The sequence below is a fragment of the Nocardia cyriacigeorgica genome (assembly GCF_010868145.1).
In the GTDB taxonomy this organism is placed as follows: domain Bacteria; phylum Actinomycetota; class Actinomycetes; order Mycobacteriales; family Mycobacteriaceae; genus Nocardia; species Nocardia cyriacigeorgica_D.
The window spans coordinates 35385-52881 of the sequence record NZ_JAAGUY010000026.1; the positions used below are offsets into that span (position 1 = coordinate 35385).

Here is a 17497-nt window from a genome sequence, read left to right on the forward strand (position 1 = left end):
CCGGTGGTGCACACATGAGGAGAATAGGGATGTCCAATATCCCGATTACGGCCGCCGCTCCCGACACCGACCCGACCCGAACGGGTACAGGTGGGCTCGGCGCGGTGTGGATGCTCGGGCTCGGCACATTCGCCGTCGGTACCGACGCATTCGTCGTCGCGGGATTCCTGCCAGATATGGCCGAGTCCCTCTCGGTGTCGACGGCGAAGGCAGGGCAATCCATCACGGTCTTCGCCGTTGCCTACGCGCTGACCGCGCCGGTCCTTGCGACACTGACGGCACGGATTCCACGGCGCGCCTTGCTGGTGGCGGCGCTGATCGTGCTCGGTGTGGCGAACCTCGGCTCCGCACTCGCTCCGGGCTTCGGATTCCTGCTGGCCACCCGGGTGCTCGCGGCCATCGGCGCGGCCGTCTACACGCCGAACGCGGGTGCGGTGAGTGCGGCGCTGGTGCGGCCGGACATGCGGGCGCGGGCCTTGGCGATCGTCGTCGGCGGGTTGACGGTGGCGACCGCGCTCGGCGTGCCACTGGGCAATGTTGCGGTGCACTGGCTGAACTGGCGTGCCGCGCTGGGGATCGTCGCGATGCTGTGTCTTGTGGTGGCGGCCTGGCTGTTCCGGCTGATTCCGGCGCTGCCGGGGAATCCGCGGGTGCCGTTGCGAACGCGGCTGGCGGTGCTGACGAAACCGGCGGTCACAGCGATCTTGCCGCTGACCGCGATCGGTATGGCAGCAGGCTATGTGGCCTACGCGTACACGGTTCCCGCGCTGGCGAGCGTCGGGGTGGCGGAGCATTCGGTGACGGTGATGCTGTTCCTGTACGGCGCCGGTGCGGTCATGGGCAACCTGCTGTCCGGCTATGCCACCGATCGTTGGGGCCCGACCCGGGTGCTCGCGATCGGCTACACCACGATGGCCGTCGCGCTGGCATCGCTCGCCCGGATCGCCGCGACAGACGTGCGATTGCCCCTGCTCGTCGGACTGTTGGTGCTGCTGTGGGGTGCGGGCACCTGGTGCCAGACACCAGCACAGCAGCATCGGCTCATCGCCGCGGCACCCGGCGAAGCTCCGCTGGTGGTGTCGTTGAACGCCTCTGCCATCTACGCCGGAATCGGGTTCGGCACCGTCGTCGGTGGCGCTGCGGTGGGCGCCCACGAGGGCACGATCTTCGGCCTCGGCGCCTCGATCGCCGTGGTGGCGTTGATTTTTGTCGTGGTCAGCAGCGTGTATGCGCCCCGACGCACGCTCGACGCCGAGTCAGCGACGCAGGCCGTGTGAGCGGGCCACGACCTTCTCGATCACCGTCGCGGGCAGCAGACGCCGCAGGGTGAAGACCAGCGGTGCGCGACTTCCGGTCGCGTACAATGGCTTCGGCTTATCGGCTTCCACGGCGCGCAGGATGAGCGCCGCCACCTGCTCCGGCGGGATGCCTGCCTGCTCATTGCGGTCGAGCCGGTCGATCATGGTGTGGAAATCGGCCAGGTAGGGCGAATCGTCGGCGATGTATTTGGTGCGTCGTTCGCCGATGCCGGTGCTGATCGAGCCCGGCTCGACAGTGGTGATCCACACCCCGAACGGTGAGGTCTCCAAGCGGGAAGCATCGGCGAAGCCCTTGAGCGCGGCCTTCGCCGCCACATACGAGGAGCGGTAGGCCAGCGGGAAACTCGCCAGCATCGACCCGACCATCACGATGCGACCGTGACCACGGGCCCGCATACCGGGCAGCACCAACTGCGCCAGCCGGACCTGGCCGAACACGTTGACCTGGAACAGCCGCTGGATCGCTTCCTGCGGCAGCTCCTCGATCGGCCCGGATTGGCTCTCCCCCGCATTGTTCACCAGCACGTCGACCGGGCCGAGATCCACACCGAACGCTTCGATCGATGCGGGATCGGCGAGGTCGAGCGCGCGGTACTCCACGCCGGGGATCCGCTCCTGCTCCGCGATGGTGCCGGGGTTGCGGCTGGTACCGATCACCCGATACCCGCGTTCGGCCAGCAGGTGTGCGGTCGCCCGGCCGATACCCGACGATGCCCCGGTCACCACTGCGGTTTTCGTCATTGCTGCCTCGATCCTCGCTCGCCGGAAGTCGCGGCGGACTCGGCGCCGTCGCGTCACTACGCGCTGTTCGATACAGAAATGTATCGGATGCGTTCGCGGCGGGAAAGCGGCTCGTGCCGGCTCAGAGCAGCCGCAGCGTCGTCACCTGCCAATCGCCGCGCCTGCGGGCGATCCGGCCCGCCATCGCGAAGGTCCGCTCGCCGCGGGTGTAGGTACCGCATATTTCGGCGGTCCGTTCATCGACCATCATGACCCGCACCCGGGCGGGCACCGCGATGCCGAGGCCGAGGCCTGGTGCGGATTCGCCGGCGATTACGGTGCGCATGGCCGCGGCGACGAGGGGATCTGCGAGGGTGGTCAGCTGCGCGAACGGCCGTCTGCCGTCGACGACTTCGAGCACTATTCGCATTGTCCGCATGGTGAATTCGCGCGCTTCCACCGCGCAGGCCGGTGTCGCACCGGCTGCGCACGCGCCACGCATGGCACGGCGCACGCCGGCGGGCGCCGCGCGGGCCGTATCGGATTGTCGCGGTACCGGACGCGCGTGACACCACTTGCTCGCACTGTATGCCGCGGGCGCGACTGTCGCTTCGGCCGACGCGGGGCCGTCGATCGGTGCCGCGGTATGTGTTCGAACGCCCGCCCGCACCCTGCGGCGTTCCCTCTCGGGCACATAGGCCGATGCCGGCGGCTCATACCGTGGAATCGGCGTGAGCCACGGACGCTGTTCCTTCATCCCCCAACCCCCTTGCACTCGACTCGCGGTGGCGCGATCGAACGACACCAGCGTGACAGAGGTGCTCGGCCCGGTATCAGCTTCGGGCGGTATCGGATTCCGCTCCGCCGTCGCAGCGGCGAGTCCGTTCCCGCCGGGCGTTTCGATGCGGCAACCGGCCGTTCACTCGCGCCGCGGCAACGAATCAGCAGGTCGACGCGGCGAACCGAACCTGTCTGTGAGTGTTGCTAAGTTGTTCGGGCACATGACGGTCCACCGGTTGGGGGGAACAGAGAAGAATGCTCGGGCACTCGCATGCCACCAGCGGGGCGCTGGCCTTCGCGGCCACGGCGACCATGGCGCCGGTCGCGGCCTTGGAGTTGGTCCATGGCCCGGTGCGGGTGAGTGCTATGGAGTTGGTACTCGGCACGATCATCACCGCGGGCGCGGCACTGGTTCCCGATATCGATCATCCGAAGGGCACCATCTCGCATTCGCTCGGGCCGGTGAGTCATCTACTGTCCAAGGGCGTTTCCGCGGTGTCCGGCGGGCACCGGCACGCCACCCACAGTTTCGCGTTCGTGCTGCTCGCGGGCTGGGCCACCTGGGCGGGACAGCATGTGTGGGGCAAGTACTTCACGTTCGGGCTGATCTTCTTCATGTTGGCGCTCGGCGCGCGGGCGCTGCACCTGTGCCCCTCGGGTGATTCGCTCAAAGCCTATGGTCCGTGCATCATGTTGGCCGGTGGTGGGACGTTGCTGATGGCACGCTGGCTACCGGACGTGCCACCGTGGCTACCGTTCGCGATCGGCTTGGGCGCGCTGATCCATCTGATCGGTGACTGCCTCACCGACAAGGGTTGCCCACTGCTGTGGCCACTGAACAAGCGCATCGGTATTCCGCTGATCTCGCGTACCGGCAACAAGATCGAGACCTGGCTGCTCACGCCCGCGATGACGGTGGCCACCATCGGCCTGCTCTACGTGCACACCGTCCCGTAGCCGAACGCCGTGGCGGTCACGGGGCGCGCGAACGCGACGGCTTGTTGCGGTACATGGCGGTATCGGCTGCGTGCATGGTCTCGTCGACGGCCGCGGGCGGCTCCTCCAGATATACGGTGCCGATGCTGGCGCCAATGGTGATGGGTCGTTCACCGATCACCATCGGGCGGGTCAGCTCGGTCAGCAGATCCACCCGCAATGCGGTGAGCTGGTCCTCGCCCGTGCATTCCTCCACCATGACGATGAATTCGTCGCCACCGATGCGCGCGGCGAGCCCGCCGACCGCGGCGACCCCCTCCTGCAAACGTTCACCCACCACTCGCAGCACCTGGTCGCCGACTGTGTGCCCCCATTCGTCGTTGACCTCCTTGAAACCGTCGAGGTCCAGATAGCAGACCCCGACGGGTGGCGTGGCGCACGCGAGCCGGTCGAAGAACAGGCCGCGGTTGGGTAGGCCGGTGAGGCCGTCGTGATTGGCGTCGTGCCACAGCTGGTCGGCCAGCATCTTCCTGTCGGTGACGTCAACGGCGACGCCGATCAGGAAACGTACCCGCCCGGTGTGGTCGCGGACCGCGGACATGGACAGGTCGATGCAGGCCACGGTGCCGTCGGCGCGCAGATGATCGGTTTCCAACCGGAACCGGTCGACGGTACCCGCGAGGAGTTCCTTCATCTGAGCGTAGGCCAGCCCGATATTGGCCTCGCCCACCACCTCGGCGACCGGACGCCCCGGCATGGTCTCCGCCGACAGGCCGAGCATCTCGGCGAGTGCGGCGTTCACGTCCAGCACCCGCCCGTTGACGTCGACGGTGCCGATGCCGACCGACGCGCCGGCGAAGACCGCGGCGAAACGGGCTTCCGACAGCTCGCGCCGGGATTCGGCCGAACGCGCGGCGCCAAGCGCCGCGGCTAGCGTGGTTTCCTGTTCGGTCAATGCCGCCAACCGCAGGGCGGCGGTGAACCCGGTGGCGAATTCCGCCGCGACCAGGATCGCCCGTTCTCGGACCGTCGCGGGATCGGTCCCCTCGGCGCGTCCGGCATGGTCGGCCATGGCGCCGAAGATCAGCGGGATGGTGCGGCCGACCGTCTGCGGATCGCGATAGTTCGCGGTGACCAGGGCGGCTGCCGTCGCCCGGACCGACTGCAGTTCCGCGCTTCCCCGCAGCGCCGCGACGAGTTGGCCGGCCAGCCCGGCCAACAGTTCTTCGATACGGTCACGGTTCAGTGGCGGCGCCACCGCACCGTCGAGCGCGTCGGCCCACACCACCGCAAGCTCACCCGCGCACACGGTCACACCCCCTGCCGTATCCCCTGCCGCCCCGAGTCAGACCTTCCGCGCGAGCCCGGCCAGGCCGAGCGAGCGACCAGGAGCCTCGTGGTGATCGCGCTCGGATTCGGGCCGCCAGGCAGGCAGCTCCACCACACCCGGCTCGACCAGGTCCCATCCATCGAACATAGCCTCGATGGCTTCGCGGGAGCGGAAGTGGATGCCGACGCGGCTGTCATTGGCCGCCGACGCGCCGAGCTGCGCGGCGTCCTCGGGCCGCAGCGCCGAGGTCAGATGAGAGATCGCGACGTAGCTGCCCGCCGGCACCGCGGCACGGAATGCGGCAACCTTGCCTGCCGGATCGTCGGTATCGGCGACCAGGTGCAGCACCGCCACCAGCAGAACGCCGACCGGGCGATCGAAGTCGATGAGACCGGTCTCTCGAACCCGGGCCAGCAGCTCATCGGGCTTGCGAAGATCTCCTTCGATGGCCGTGGCCCGCTCCTCATCTCCGAGGATGGCCCGCGAGTGCGCCACCGCGACCGGATCGATATCGACGTAGACCACCCGGCTGCTCGGGTTCAGCTCCCGCGCGATCTCGTGCACGTTGCCCGCGGTCGGAATCCCGGAGCCGATGTCGAGGAACTGGGTGATACCGGCGCCGGCCAGATACCGGATCGCCCGCCGGAGGAAGGCCCTGTTACTCAGCGCGAGTCGCGGTAGGTCGGGCACCAGCTCGGCACCCATCTCGGCGGCCCGCCGGTCGACCTCGAAGTTGTGCGATCCGCCGAGTAGTGCGTCGTACATCCGTGCCGGGCTCGCTTGCTGCATATTTACGCCCTCGGGCGCCCACGCCGGCCTGTCCATCGATACCCCTCTGCGCTCGACGATCGCGATCGGCCCGCCTGCCGACGATCGCACAGGTCGCGGCCTGTGTCCTCGTTCACCCGAACGGACTCAGCGCATGATAGCCCGGCCCACCGACAACAACGCATCAACGGTCCGACACACCGGCGAACCGTTGCGCATTCAATTACTTTGCGCTGGTTCGGTTTTCATTCGCACACGCCGACCACCGCTGTCAGCGCACCGCCGGCTCGGCCGGCGTGCGTACCGCCGACCGTGGCGTCGGGGCAAGGGTTTTGCCGAGATCGGTGCGCATCGTGGTGGCGGAGTCGAGCAGATAGTTCTGGCGCACCTTCCAGGGATGCCTATCGCCCTGGCGCGGGAAGTCACCGATGGAGCGCTGGATGTAGCCCGACGCCAGATCCAGCAGCGGACGCTCGTCGAGCTTGCCGTCGGGCCGCGGTACGACGGCCGCGTACCCGTTGCGGTCCATATGGTTGATGACCTTGCAGACCAGTCGCGAAGTCAGGTCGGCGCGCAGCGTCCAGGACGCATTCGTGTAACCGATGCAGACGGCGAAGTTCGGCACGCCGGTGAGCATCGCGCCCTGCCAGACGAACTGGTCGGACAGCTCCACCTGCTGCCCGTCGACGACCGGGTTGATGCCGCCGAAGGCAAGCAGCTGCAGGCCGGTCGCCGTGATCACCATATCCGCGGGTAGCACCCGGCCCGAGGCCAGCCGAATACCCTCGGGCACGAAGGTGTCGATGCGATCGGTGACGACCTCGGCCTTGCCCTTGCGGATGGCCTTGAAGAAGTCGGCGTCCGGCGCCGCGCACAGTCGCTGATCCCAGGGGTCGTAAGTGGGCGTGAAATGCTCTGCCACCGCCTGCTCGTCCTTCAGGATCCGGGCAGCCAATCCGGTCAGCAGCTTGCGCGCAGCCTCGGGACGTCGTCGGCAGTACTGATAGAAACCGACGCTGAACAGAATGTTCTTGGTGCGGATCAGCCGATGGGCGAGATTCGGCGGAAGTGTCGCCCTGATCCGGTCGGCGATCTTGTCTCTGCCCGGCACCGGGCTGATCCAGGTCGGCGACCGCTGCAGCATGGTGACCATCTCGGCGTCGTCGGCCAGATTCGGCACCAACGTGACGGCGGTGGCGCCACTGCCGACGATGACGACACGCTTGCCCGCGTAGTCCAGTTCCTTCGGCCAGAACTGCGGATGCACCACGGTGCCCGCGAAGGAGTCGATCCCGGGGAACTCGGGCGCGTGCCCGTGGTCGTAGTTGTAATAGCCGGCACAGGCGTAGAGGAAATCGCAGGTGAGGGTGCGCGGTTCGATGCTGCCGTGCTCATCGCGCTGATCGAGGGTGAGTCTCCAGCGCGCGGTCGCGGTGGACCATTCGGCGCCGATGACCTTGGTCCGGTACCGGATCTTGCGATCGATCCCGTTCTCGGCGGCGGTTTCGGTGATGTAGCGCAGGATGGACGGCCCGTCGGCGATCGACTTGGCGTCACGCCACGGCTTGAACGGGTAGCCGAGAGTGAACATGTCCGAATCGGAACGGATGCCCGGATACCGGAACAGATCCCAGGTGCCGCCCATGGCCTCCCGCGCCTCGAGCACGGCGTAGGACTTGCCGGGGCATTCGGTCTGCAACCGGTAGGCGGCGCCGATGCCGGATAGGCCGGCGCCGACGATCACCACATCGAGGTGTTCCGGAGCAACAACGATCTCGGTCATACCTCCAGTGTGCGAGGTGGCAGCCCCAGCTACTTGACTTCGCACGACAAGTATTTGATTCTAGGCGACATGTCGGTGATTCGTTCCGCTGGACTGCGCGGATTCCGGGCGACGGTCGCCGAGCTGGGCGGTGATGCCGAGGAGTTCGCTACCGCCTGCGGGCTGCCGGTCGCGGCCCTCGACACCGACGACATGCTGGTTTCCGATCAGGCGGTGGCCGCTGTCCTCGAACTGGCCGCGCACCGGCTCGACTGCCCCGACCTGGGCCTGCGCATCTCCGTGCGCCAGGACCTGGCCATGCTCGGTCCGCTGGCGCTGGCCATTCGTAGCTCACCCACGCTGGCCGACGTGCTCGAATGCAGTTCCCGGTATCTGTTCGTGCACGCCCGATCGCTGAGCCTGGTGCTCGAACCCGATCCGTACGGCGACCGCGGTGTGGTGGCGTTGCGCTACGGCGTGCGGGCCGCGACGGCGGTACCGATCCAGGGCACCGACCTCGGCTTGGCCTTCGTACACCGTGCGATCCAGCGGTTGACCGGCGACCGGTACGGCCTGCGTTCGGTAGAGCTGCCGTATCGGCCACCCGCCCCGCTGTCGGTGTACGAGGAGTTCTTCGGTGCGCCGGTACGGGCCGGCCGGCGCGATGCTCTACTGCGGGTACCCGGCGCCCTCGCGGCACGCCAGCTCAGTGGCGGTGACGAGAATCTGCACCGGCTGGCCATGGAGTTCCTTGCGCAACAGACCGCCGATTACGGCAGCTCCATGGTGCCGACCGTGTGCGCGGCGGTCCAGCAGCTACTCGGTACGACCCCGCCCGAAATCGGCGTGGTGGCCAGACTTTTGACACTGCATCCACGCACATTGCAGCGCAGGCTCAGCGCCGAGGGCACCACCTTCGCCACCGTTCTCGATGACGTGCGCCGCGCCGAAACCCGCCGCTACCTCACCACCACCGATATCTCGATGAGCCAGATCGCCTCCCTCGTCGGGCTCACCGAACAGGCCACGCTGACCCGCTGCTGCCGCCGTTGGTGGGGTAGCCCGCCCACCGCGATCCGCAAAGATCCGGCCCTGGCTCGCGAACAGTCATCGGCACAGACAGCCGCACTGGCATAGGCTGCGGCTATGGACTCATCGAGCGGGTCGAGCGAGATCGAGACCACGCGGCCGCATCCGCACGAGCCGCATACCGAGCAGCTGGCGACGCGGCTGAACTGGCTGCGCGCGGGCGTCCTCGGCGCGAACGATGGCATCGTGTCGACCGCGGGTCTCGTGGTCGGTGTCGCGGCAGCCAACACTGCCACCAGCACCATCTTCACCGCGGGCATCGCAGGATTGAGTGCGGGCGCGATCTCGATGGCGGTCGGCGAATACGTCTCGGTGAGCACCCAGCGCGATTCCGAGCGAGCGCTGCTGGCCAAGGAGCGCCGGGAACTGCGCGATGAACCGGAGTCCGAACTCGCGGAGCTGACCGGCATCTATCGGGCCAAGGGCCTGTCGCCGGAGACCGCGCGCAAGGTGGCCGAGGAACTCACTGCCCACGATGCCTTCACCGCGCACGCTGAGGCCGAATTGGGCCTCAACCCGGATGAGCTCACCAATCCATGGCATGCGGCCCTGTCCTCCGCGGTTGCCTTCACCATCGGCGCGTCGCTACCGCTGTTGGCGATTCTGTTGCCGCCCACCCAGCTCCGGATTCCGGTGACCTTCGCGGCGGTGCTCATCGCGCTCGCCCTGACCGGATCGATCAGTGCCCGCCTCGGCGGCAGCCGACGGGGCCGGGCGGTGGTGCGGGTCGTGATCGGTGGCGCACTGGCCATGGCGATCACCTACGGTATCGGCCAGATCGCGGATGTCTCCGGAGTCTGAGGCCGATTTGCCCCGAGTGGCGGGTGCCGCTCGGCTCGTTAGTGCTCTACTTGGCGGGTGAGTTCAGTGTTCGCCGTATTACCTGCCGCCGCAACGGGTTCGCCGGAACGGGCTTTCGAGCAGTACGAGGCGATCCTGGCAGGCAGGGAATCCACCGTGCCGCTACCGGTGGTCGGGATCGTGGCAGCCCAGCTCGGACGGCAGGGGACGCCCCTGTCGGTTGCGCGACCGGCCGATGCACGCGGGGTCCTATTACGCGGCGAGTCCGATGATCACCTCGCGTGCCTGTGCGCCGTGTTGCGACTGACCGCCACCCGCGACCTCGCGGTGTTCGATGTCGCCGACGGCCGGTTGCACGATCCACGCACCGGCGTACGACTGTCCGTGACAGCGGGGGCGCACACTTTTCCCGCACTAACCGAATCGCTGGTGGAGATCCTTATCCCCGAGGACGGGGATCTCGATAACCCTGCACTCACAGTCGCTCACAGCAGCGCGAGCTCAATCCGTACCAGACAATTGCCCGACGGGATCTACGAGCTGACCTGCCATACCGGCAGCGACCATGTCCGCCTCCTCACCGACGACGCCCCCTTGGCCCGAAAGGCGGTCTGGTCCTGGGCACGGAGGGATCCCTGGTGGCGTCAGGCGATCGCGTGGCAGCCCTGCGAACCGCCGACCGCAGCCGATCACGCACCTGCCGTCGACGAGGTCGCGGCGCTACGAGCCGAACTCCATGAGCTGCGCGCCGAGGCGGCCGAGCTCGAGACCCTCGACGTCGGCGCAGCCATGGCCGAACTGGATGCCCTCACCCAATCGGTCCTCGATATCGATATCCCCGATCTCGAATAGCCGAGGCACGGGCGCGAATGACCTTCCGGCTCAGCAGAACTGGTGCGCCGCGCTGGGCTCGCAATCCACCCATTCCAGATACCCGCTCCCATCGATCGCCCGCCCACGCCAGCTGCCCGTATACGTGAAGGCGCCCGCGTATCCGCGTCCGTGCCCGTAACGCAGAGGTGAGTCGACGGACGCGTGCAGGGTGAAGATCTCGCGGCTGCCATCGCGGACCGACCAGCGCAGTTCGCGAGGTACCCGCATGACCCGGCCGAGTTCGTCGATGGCGGGGCGGTCGTCCAGCACTTCCATGTGGACGTCGGTGTAGGCGCGGGCGTCACCGTCCAGCGAGCGCAGGTGGGCCATGCGGCAGGCAGTGGTGCCAGCCGCCCGGACGTCGGTGAGCAGCAGCTGGGTTCGGTGGTCGAGGTTGATGATCTGGTAGGTGAAGAAGTCGACGGGCAGTTTCAGGCATTCGGGCACGGGCCGGGCGGTCAAGGCCTGGGGTGACACGCAGCGGGCGTATTCGACCGTGCACAGCGTCTCGAACTCGACGCTGCCGTCGGCGTCGGTGAGGGTGCCGCGGCAGGTCGCCAGCAGGCTGACGTGGTCATAGACCGGGGTGCGGACGAACCAGGAGGCCTGGGCGGTGGCGGTGATCTCGGCATCCACGCGGAAGCCCGAATAGCGCCCGGCCAAGGTGAAATTCGGGTAGGTTCCGGCGATTTCGAGGTCTTCGCCCCAGCGCAGCACCGACCCATCCGCGGCGAATTCGCATTCGGTGCGGGTGTCGTAGGCGCGGTAGTGGCGTTGTGCGGCATGGGCGGTCGAGGAGAACACCGTGCTGGTGTGCCTGGCGTCGGCGACCGCGAGATAGTCGTTGTCGAAGCACACCGAGCCGGTGGCGCCGATCAGCGTCATCGTGTTCAGGTAGCGGTGCCTGCCCGGCAGCCGCGGGATGAAGATGCCGTAGTGCGTCCATGCCCAGAGTGACGAATCCTGATGGGGACGCATCATATCCGGACGATCGAACGGCCTGCTGGATTCGATGACCCGCCGATCCACTCGGGGCGCGAGCCCGGACAACAGTGCCCGGGCGGCCATTCGCACCGGCAGACTGCGCTGTTCGTTTCGGTCGGTGATACTGGTTGCCGACATAGGAAAACACCCTCTCGACCAGCTCCGGTACGCCCGATCACGGGCCTCCGGTCCGCGCCACGTTGCGCGACGATCGGTTAATTTACCGATCGGTCATAAAGGGGTCAAGACCATGCGCTCCGATCCCGCGCGCCGGCCTCGGCCACCAGATCGAGAATGCGCATCGACCTCGCCGCCATATCGGCCGCCGAATGTTCCGGATGACGCAGCCACCACCGCACCACCGAGCTCACCATCCCGGTCCACACCTCGGTCAGTACCGCGAGGTCATCGGCATCGACCGCACGCCCGTCGGCCATCCCAACCACCGCCACACCGCGCGAGGCCTGCTCGATCAGCCGGGCGCGCACCCTGGCGGCCTCGGCCGGCGCATTCCCCTCGTCGGGCAGGCTGCGATCCCACAGGACGTTCCAGTCGTTGGGCCGGGGCTCCAGGGCGGCGAAGATGGCGGTGAGCACCATGGCGGGCAGGCGTAGTCCGGTGACGCCGTCGGTCATCGCGCCCTCGATATGGGCGGACAGGTTGTCACCGGCACGCCGCACGCACGCCGTGTACAGCCCGTCCTTGGACGAGAAGTAGGCCAGCACCATCGGCTTGGAAACCCCGGACCGGGCCGCCACGGCAGCCAGGGAGGTTCCCGCATAACCGAACCGGCCGAACTCCTCGGTCGCGGCGTCCAGGATCTGCCGCTCCCGCTCCGCCCGCGGAACACCCTTCGTACCTGCCGTACCCATCCATCTATCAGACCACCCGGTAGACCGCAGAGCGAACAGGACGCCGGTCACAATTACTTCATGCACTAACTATTAATGCGCTAACGTGGTGGAGGTGAACGGAGAGGTGATGGACACCGAGATCGACGATCCGCTGCGCCTGGACCGCCAGGTGTGTTTCGCGCTCGCTGTGGCCAACCGCGCGGTGCTCGCGGTCTACCGGCCGCTACTGGAGCCGATGGGGCTGACCCATCCGCAGTATCTGGTGATGCTGGCGCTGTGGGGTTCGGCGCCGATGTCGGTCAAGGAGATCGCCGAAGCCATCCAGCTCGACTCCCCCACGTTGTCGCCCCTGCTCAAGCGGCTGCACAGCGCCGGACTGATCACCCGCGAGCGAGACCCGCGCGACGAACGCAACCTGGTGATCGATCTGACCGAACAGGGCCGCGCCCTGCGCCGGCAGGCCGAGGCCATCCCACCTGCCGTGGTGCAGCGGCTCGGCGTCAGCCTGGCCGACCTCGAGGAATTGCATACCGTGCTGACCCGCGTGAACGACGCCGCGCGCCGATCCGTGCTCGCGGAGTCGACCCCGTCTGAAGCGGACCGAGCCCCCACCGAAACGGACCTGGCCCATACTGAAGGAGCGCGCTCATGAGCGGCGAACGACGACGCCCGAATCCGATCCAGTGGCTCGGCTACGCCTGCGGGCGTCGGCTTCCGGATTCCATGCGCGATTGGGTCCGCAACGACCTCACCGGCAAGTACGCCTTCCCTCGCCACGTCGTGCGCGGCCTGGTGCCGTTCGTCCCGCTGTTCGTGGTGTTCCTGCTGTTCCCGGGCGAGCTGTGGTTGCGCGGCTCGATGGTGCTGCTGGCCCTGCTACTTGCCCTCTTCTACACCGTTGCCTTCATGCCGATGAACCGCGGGCACCGCCTGGCCAAGCACGGTTTCCCCCAAGACCTCGAGAACCCCGAGCGAGCCGACCGCCGCGCCCGCGAACGCGCCCGCTACGCCGCCAAGCACCCGCACTGAGGCACGAGCGGTACCTGGCCGCGTCGTTGCTGCGAGTAGACCCCGCAGCCCGGTACCACTCGGTGAACTAGTTGACGGTGACGCGGACCTTGACGGCGTCGTCGTCGGTGGCCGCGAGCGCCTGGGAGATGAGGGCCGAGATGTCCAGGCGTGGCCCCGCGGTGGTGACGGCGTCTGCCAGTGGTTGCAGGCCGGGGAGCAGGGAGGCGAGTTCGGGGCCGACCTGATGCACCCATTCGGTGAGTCGCTGCAGGAACGGCACCAGGCCGTTGCCCTCGAGGTACATCTCGGGGGCATTGCCCGTCTGGATCAACCGGCCCACCGATTCGACCAGCTCATCGAGCCGCTGGGCGAACTGGGTGAAGGCGGGTGCGGCGGCCGCGGTGGCAGGCCCGGCCCAATCGATATCCTGGGAGACGGTCTCGAAATCGTTGAGCAGCTGGGCGATCTGCGGTTCGCGCGAGACGATGGTCGAGGCGAGCAGATCGGCGGCGCGGGTGAGTTCCGGCATGACGGCATCGGTGCCGTGCAATGCGACGCTCATGGTTTCGGCCAGCGATCCGACCACCGCGGGATCGAGCTGGTTCATCGTATTGGTGACCATCCGGGCAGCCTCGGGGATCGACAGCGGGGTGCGCACATCCTGCGAGTGCAGCTGCTGCCCGTCCTCCAGGTACGGTCCAGCACCGGTTTTCGGCCGGAACTGCACATACGGCTCGCCCAGTGCGGACAGATGCTCGATGGTGACGATGCTGTCGGTGGGCACCTTGTGGTCGCTGTCCACCCGCAGCCCGACCTCAACGCCGGAGGCGGTGCGGTCCACCGAGGTCACCCGGCCGACCTCGATCCCCGCCAGCAGGATCGGCGAACCCACGCCGAGCCCACCGGAATTCGTCAGCACCATCGAGGCCTCGGTGTAGTCGGCGAACGGATCGACCTGCACCACACCGAAGGTCAGGTAACTCGCGCCGAGCACGGTGATGGCTGCGATACCGCCGAGGGATGCCAGCGGGCCGATTTTCATCGGATGGCTCCGATCATGCGCAGGGTCTGCAGGATCCGGTCGATCTGGTCGTCGGCGGAGATCGGTGCCCCGCCGGCCGGTGTCACGCTGACTCCGGAAACGTTCACCTTCGCGCCCCGCTCGACGAACGGAATGATCTTGTCCCGCAACAGCGCGGTCAGCAGCGCGAGATTCGATGGCGAGGCGGTATTCAGCGGCGCACCCGTGATCATCGGGGCGAAGGCCATCGCGGCCGCGTCACCGGACCGGACCAGCGGCGCCAGCCATGCCATCGAATGACCGACCGGCCCCAGCGCACCGAAGATTTCGGTGACGCCGGAGATGGAGGTGGTAGCGGCAGTCATCTGCTCCACCGATTCCGGGTGCAGAATATTGTCCAGCTGGGGCTGGATCTCGTGCAGCACACTCGAATTCATCTCGAGGCCGTACAGCAACCGGTCCACCTGATCGAGATCGGCGGCCAGGTCGACGGCATCACCGGCCATCACCTGGGTGATGCGCTGGGTTTCCATCGGGTCCTGTGGCAGCACCGAGTTGAACCGATTGATGATGTCCTGCAACTGGCCGACCGCGCCGCCCTGCACGAACACCGCCATGGCGGCCATCGTGTCCTCCAGCTGCACCGGCGGTTTGGTGTGTTCGAGGGTGATGGTGCCACCACGCGGCAGCAACGAATCGAACCCGTCGGGCGGGGTCGTCAGGGCGATGTGGATATCGCCGAGCACGGTGTTCTGGCGCAGTTCGGCGATCGTGGTGTCGGGCAGGCGCACGTCATCGGAGACCTCGATGTCGACCACGACGTACCCGCCACGGCCCTGCGGCGCCTCGGCGGCAGGCACGACGCGCACCGATTCCACCGACCCGACCTGCGCGCCGTTGGCGATGACCTTGGCCCGCGCAGGCAGATTCAGCACGTTCGCGAACTCGATGCGAACCTTGTAGGTCGACCCCGACACCGAGGTACCGGGCACCGGGACCTGGGAGGGATCGAACCCACAACCCCCGACGGTCAGCGCGGCCGCCGATACCAGCGCGATCGCGGCGTAGCGCATCCGCTTGCCGAGCAGCGCGGTCATCGCGCACCTGCCAATCCCAGCACCAGCTGAACGAGTTGGACATCGACCATGCCGTTGTCGGCGCCGGCGCAGCGACCGGGCGCCACGGCATTGATGGCGGCGCAGACCTGTTCGGCATCGCGGTGCGCGATCGCCACCCGCGGCGGGGCGTAGACCACGCCGGGCGAGCCGGTCGCCGGATCGGTGACCGAGCGGAACGCAGAGGTCAACGCCGGTGCCATGAGGACGATGTCACGCAGCGAACCGACGTTGGCGCGCAACATCTTCACCAGCGGAACCAAGCCATCCAGGGTGCCCATCAGCGGGTCGGCCAGGATGGTGGTCAGATCGTTGAGCATCGGCAGCACCTCGCGCAGCCCGTCGAACAACGCCGCTCCCGGCACCAGCAGATCATTGCTGGCCTGGTTCAGCACCGGCGCCAGCCGGGTGAGCATGGACTTCAGGTCGCCCCAGTGCGCGCTGACCTTCTGCGATACCGAGGAGAACGCGTCGAAGATGCCCGCGAGATGGCCAATATCGGCGTCCGGGGATTTCAACGTCGAGCCGAGCTTCATGACCAGCTCGTTGATCTGCGCACCGGTGCCAGCGGTCGCCGAGTCCAGCGCGGCGAGGCCACCGGCCAGCGCATCCGGCTGGGTCTGCGGTGTGCCGCCGATCTGGTCGGACAGAGCGGCCAGCGCGGTGATGGTTTCGGTGAGGCTCTTGGGTGTCAGGGTTTTGGTGATGCACTGTCCGGCATCCCACTAGTCGGCGGTCCTACCGCTGGCCAGCACGGCCAGTTCGCGATCGGCGACGACACTGTCGGACAGCGTTGTGGCCGAGGCGTCGACGTAGACCGGATACTGCGCATCGACGTCGAAATCGACGCGCACGGCCGCACCTTCGGGCCGGATACCGGTCACCGTGCCGACATTGATGCCGCGCATCGAGACCTGGTTGCCCTCGTACAGGCCCACGCTGTCTGGCATGATCGCGCAGTAGGACCGCGTCTCTTTGATCGGGTCGAATACGATCACGTACCCCGCGACCGCGAGCAGCGCGATGACGACCGCACCCGCGATCGACATGAATGCCTGCGAGCCGAGAATCCGCTTCAGCATCAGCACACCTTCCCCGGCACCGGAACACACACCGGGCCGAGCGCGGCCCCCGGATCCAGACCCGGTGGCGCGGTGACCGTTTCACCGGAGCGGTCTATCGTCACGGGACCGTCCGGGATCACCAGTCCGCTCAGCCGGTCGCCGAGCCCCTTGACCGCGGTGATGAGCGGCTCGAGCTGGGTGTCGAATTCCTGGAGCCGCGGCAGCGCATCGGCGAGCTGTTGCGCCTTCGGCTTCAGCGTGTCATCCCAGGCGGGGACAAGGGTGGCCAGCCGCTGCACCACCGACGACAGCAGCCCGACCGCTTCTTTCAGCTCGGCGCGCTTGTCCTGCAGCAGGGTTTCCATCAGGTTGACGTTGTCCATCAAACGGCCGAGGTCGGACTTGGCGCCGTCGTACATGGTGACGTACTCGTCGGCGACGGCGATCGCGTTCGACACCTGGGTGCGCTGACGTTCGATGGCATCGAGGTACTGGCCGAGCGTATCCAGCGTGGTGCGCAGGGTGTCGGGGGCGCCGTCGATCGAGGTCTGGATCGAGGCCAGATTGCGGCGCAGGGTGTCACCGTCGGTGGCCTGGAGCGGCGTCGTGGCGTCCTGGAAGGTTTCGATCAGGCTGTAGGGCAGGCGAACCCGGTCGGCCGGGATGGTCTTCTCCCCCAGCGGCTCGTCACCGGCCGGGAACAGTGCGACGTAATGGCCACCGACGATGGTGAGCATGCGGATGTCGAGCGAGGTCTGATCACCGACGAACACCTCCGAGTCGACGGTGAACTCCATGACGACCCGGTCCGGTTTCAACTCGAGCGATTCCACCGTGCCGACCGAAATACCGGCCAGTCGCACATCGTCGCCCACCTTCACCGACTGCGCTTCGGTGAGTTCGGCGGTATAGGTGGTCTTGCCGAACGGCACCACGTACACGACCGCGGCGGCGACGGCGGCGATCAGCAGCGCAGCGGCGCCGATGATGCCGAGGCGCAGCTCCTTACGCAGCCGGGTCGATTCATCCATGATCGGTATATCACCGCTGAACACGCGGCGAATCCGGGC

The 17497-nt window shown here is 67.4% G+C and carries 19 protein-coding genes; 7 read left to right on the top strand and 12 right to left on the bottom strand.

Annotation, left to right across the window (positions count from 1 at the left end; all coding sequences use genetic code 11):
• Positions 1-29: 29 nt before the first annotated feature.
• Positions 30-1277 (top strand): MFS transporter, encoded by a 1248-nt coding sequence (locus GV792_RS23635; RefSeq protein ID WP_163826487.1) that lies wholly within the window; start codon positions 30-32, stop codon positions 1275-1277.
• Here GV792_RS23635 and GV792_RS23640 read toward each other — a convergent pair.
• Positions 1257-2060: an SDR family oxidoreductase gene (locus GV792_RS23640; RefSeq protein ID WP_163826488.1), complete on the bottom strand. Its 804-nt coding sequence runs from the start codon at positions 2058-2060 to the stop codon at positions 1257-1259. The genes GV792_RS23635 and GV792_RS23640 overlap by 21 nt on opposite strands.
• 121 nt (positions 2061-2181) lie before the next feature.
• Positions 2182-2796 (bottom strand): Rv3235 family protein, encoded by a 615-nt coding sequence (locus GV792_RS29850; protein WP_256670732.1) that lies wholly within the window; start codon positions 2794-2796, stop codon positions 2182-2184.
• 278 nt (positions 2797-3074) lie between these two features.
• Between GV792_RS29850 and GV792_RS23650 the strand changes: the two genes are divergently transcribed.
• Entirely contained in the window at positions 3075-3776 is a 702-nt protein-coding gene (locus GV792_RS23650) for a metal-dependent hydrolase (protein WP_163826492.1), read from the top strand.
• 16 nt (positions 3777-3792) lie between these two features.
• Here the strand turns inward: GV792_RS23650 and GV792_RS23655 are convergent, their stop codons facing one another.
• From GV792_RS23655 to GV792_RS23665, 3 genes are all read right to left on the bottom strand, one after another.
• Positions 3793-5070: a sensor domain-containing diguanylate cyclase gene (locus GV792_RS23655; RefSeq protein WP_309139151.1), complete on the bottom strand. Its 1278-nt coding sequence runs from the start codon at positions 5068-5070 to the stop codon at positions 3793-3795.
• 30 nt (positions 5071-5100) lie between these two features.
• Positions 5101-5910, bottom strand: a complete 810-nt coding sequence (locus GV792_RS23660; protein WP_163826494.1) for an SAM-dependent methyltransferase — start codon at positions 5908-5910, stop codon at positions 5101-5103.
• A 214-nt stretch (positions 5911-6124) separates the two neighbouring features.
• Complete coding sequence (locus GV792_RS23665) at positions 6125-7636, bottom strand: flavin-containing monooxygenase (RefSeq protein WP_163826496.1); 1512 nt, start codon at positions 7634-7636, stop codon at positions 6125-6127.
• Positions 7637-7705: 69 nt separating this feature from the next.
• On the opposite strand from GV792_RS23665, the gene GV792_RS23670 reads away from it, so the two are divergent.
• Genes GV792_RS23670 through GV792_RS23680 form a run of 3 tightly spaced genes read left to right on the top strand, consistent with a single transcriptional unit; the run spans position 7706 to position 10357 of the window.
• On the top strand, positions 7706-8752 hold the full coding sequence (locus GV792_RS23670) for an AraC family transcriptional regulator (RefSeq protein ID WP_163826498.1): 1047 nt from the start codon (positions 7706-7708) through the stop codon (positions 8750-8752).
• A gap of 9 nt (positions 8753-8761) precedes the next feature.
• On the top strand, positions 8762-9505 hold the full coding sequence (locus GV792_RS23675) for a VIT1/CCC1 transporter family protein (protein WP_163826500.1): 744 nt from the start codon (positions 8762-8764) through the stop codon (positions 9503-9505).
• Between the two features lie 57 nt (positions 9506-9562).
• The gene (locus GV792_RS23680; protein ID WP_163826502.1) at positions 9563-10357 is read left to right on the top strand and encodes a hypothetical protein; all 795 of its coding nucleotides are present in this window, start codon (positions 9563-9565) and stop codon (positions 10355-10357) included.
• Between the two features lie 30 nt (positions 10358-10387).
• Here GV792_RS23680 and GV792_RS23685 read toward each other — a convergent pair whose 3' ends face one another.
• The gene (locus GV792_RS23685; RefSeq protein WP_256670731.1) at positions 10388-11500 is read right to left on the bottom strand and encodes a DUF6670 family protein; all 1113 of its coding nucleotides are present in this window, start codon (positions 11498-11500) and stop codon (positions 10388-10390) included.
• A 104-nt stretch (positions 11501-11604) separates the two neighbouring features.
• Positions 11605-12234, bottom strand: coding sequence for a TetR/AcrR family transcriptional regulator (locus tag GV792_RS23690; RefSeq protein ID WP_163826504.1), 630 nt, complete (start codon positions 12232-12234; stop codon positions 11605-11607).
• A 109-nt stretch (positions 12235-12343) separates the two neighbouring features.
• Here GV792_RS23690 and GV792_RS23695 point away from each other — a divergent pair, with 109 nt between their 5' ends.
• Together GV792_RS23695 and GV792_RS23700 are read left to right on the top strand one after the other, a co-directional pair.
• Complete coding sequence (locus tag GV792_RS23695; protein WP_163826574.1) at positions 12344-12868, top strand: MarR family winged helix-turn-helix transcriptional regulator; 525 nt, start codon at positions 12344-12346, stop codon at positions 12866-12868.
• Positions 12865-13245: a DUF5313 family protein gene (locus GV792_RS23700; RefSeq protein ID WP_163826506.1), complete on the top strand. Its 381-nt coding sequence runs from the start codon at positions 12865-12867 to the stop codon at positions 13243-13245. Before GV792_RS23695 ends, GV792_RS23700 begins: the two co-directional genes overlap by 4 nt.
• 67 nt (positions 13246-13312) lie before the next feature.
• Here GV792_RS23700 and GV792_RS23705 read toward each other — a convergent pair whose 3' ends face one another.
• The 5 genes from GV792_RS23705 to GV792_RS23720 form a co-directional block, all read right to left on the bottom strand.
• A complete protein-coding gene (locus tag GV792_RS23705) occupies positions 13313-14269 on the bottom strand; it encodes an MlaD family protein (RefSeq protein WP_163826508.1) in 957 nt (318 codons plus the stop codon).
• The gene (locus GV792_RS23710; protein WP_163826510.1) at positions 14266-15345 is read right to left on the bottom strand and encodes an MlaD family protein; all 1080 of its coding nucleotides are present in this window, start codon (positions 15343-15345) and stop codon (positions 14266-14268) included. The genes GV792_RS23705 and GV792_RS23710 overlap by 4 nt, the downstream gene beginning before the upstream one ends.
• On the bottom strand, positions 15342-15899 hold the full coding sequence (locus GV792_RS29855; RefSeq protein WP_256673874.1) for a hypothetical protein: 558 nt from the start codon (positions 15897-15899) through the stop codon (positions 15342-15344). The genes GV792_RS23710 and GV792_RS29855 overlap by 4 nt, the downstream gene beginning before the upstream one ends.
• Positions 15900-16088: 189 nt before the next feature.
• Positions 16089-16445 (bottom strand): MlaD family protein, encoded by a 357-nt coding sequence (locus GV792_RS29860; RefSeq protein WP_256673875.1) that lies wholly within the window; start codon positions 16443-16445, stop codon positions 16089-16091.
• A complete protein-coding gene (locus GV792_RS23720; protein WP_256668378.1) occupies positions 16445-17458 on the bottom strand; it encodes an MlaD family protein in 1014 nt (337 codons plus the stop codon). The genes GV792_RS29860 and GV792_RS23720 overlap by 1 nt, the downstream gene beginning before the upstream one ends.
• Positions 17459-17497: the final 39 nt, after the last annotated feature.

Coding starts and splice junctions, on each gene's coding strand:
- GV792_RS23635 (WP_163826487.1), top strand. CDS start 30: ATGTCCAATATCCCGATTACGGCCGCCGCTCCCGACACCGACCCGACC.
- GV792_RS23640 (WP_163826488.1), bottom strand. CDS start 2,060: ATGACGAAAACCGCAGTGGTGACCGGGGCATCGTCGGGTATCGGCCGG.
- GV792_RS29850 (WP_256670732.1), bottom strand. CDS start 2,796: ATGAAGGAACAGCGTCCGTGGCTCACGCCGATTCCACGGTATGAGCCG.
- GV792_RS23650 (WP_163826492.1), top strand. CDS start 3,075: ATGCTCGGGCACTCGCATGCCACCAGCGGGGCGCTGGCCTTCGCGGCC.
- GV792_RS23660 (WP_163826494.1), bottom strand. CDS start 5,910: ATGGACAGGCCGGCGTGGGCGCCCGAGGGCGTAAATATGCAGCAAGCG.
- GV792_RS23665 (WP_163826496.1), bottom strand. CDS start 7,636: ATGACCGAGATCGTTGTTGCTCCGGAACACCTCGATGTGGTGATCGTC.
- GV792_RS23670 (WP_163826498.1), top strand. CDS start 7,706: ATGTCGGTGATTCGTTCCGCTGGACTGCGCGGATTCCGGGCGACGGTC.
- GV792_RS23675 (WP_163826500.1), top strand. CDS start 8,762: ATGGACTCATCGAGCGGGTCGAGCGAGATCGAGACCACGCGGCCGCAT.
- GV792_RS23685 (WP_256670731.1), bottom strand. CDS start 11,500: ATGTCGGCAACCAGTATCACCGACCGAAACGAACAGCGCAGTCTGCCG.
- GV792_RS23690 (WP_163826504.1), bottom strand. CDS start 12,234: ATGGGTACGGCAGGTACGAAGGGTGTTCCGCGGGCGGAGCGGGAGCGG.
- GV792_RS23695 (WP_163826574.1), top strand. CDS start 12,344: ATGGACACCGAGATCGACGATCCGCTGCGCCTGGACCGCCAGGTGTGT.
- GV792_RS23700 (WP_163826506.1), top strand. CDS start 12,865: ATGAGCGGCGAACGACGACGCCCGAATCCGATCCAGTGGCTCGGCTAC.
- GV792_RS23705 (WP_163826508.1), bottom strand. CDS start 14,269: ATGAAAATCGGCCCGCTGGCATCCCTCGGCGGTATCGCAGCCATCACC.
- GV792_RS23710 (WP_163826510.1), bottom strand. CDS start 15,345: ATGACCGCGCTGCTCGGCAAGCGGATGCGCTACGCCGCGATCGCGCTG.
- GV792_RS29855 (WP_256673874.1), bottom strand. CDS start 15,899: ATGAAGCTCGGCTCGACGTTGAAATCCCCGGACGCCGATATTGGCCAT.
- GV792_RS29860 (WP_256673875.1), bottom strand. CDS start 16,445: ATGCTGAAGCGGATTCTCGGCTCGCAGGCATTCATGTCGATCGCGGGT.
- GV792_RS23720 (WP_256668378.1), bottom strand. CDS start 17,458: ATGGATGAATCGACCCGGCTGCGTAAGGAGCTGCGCCTCGGCATCATC.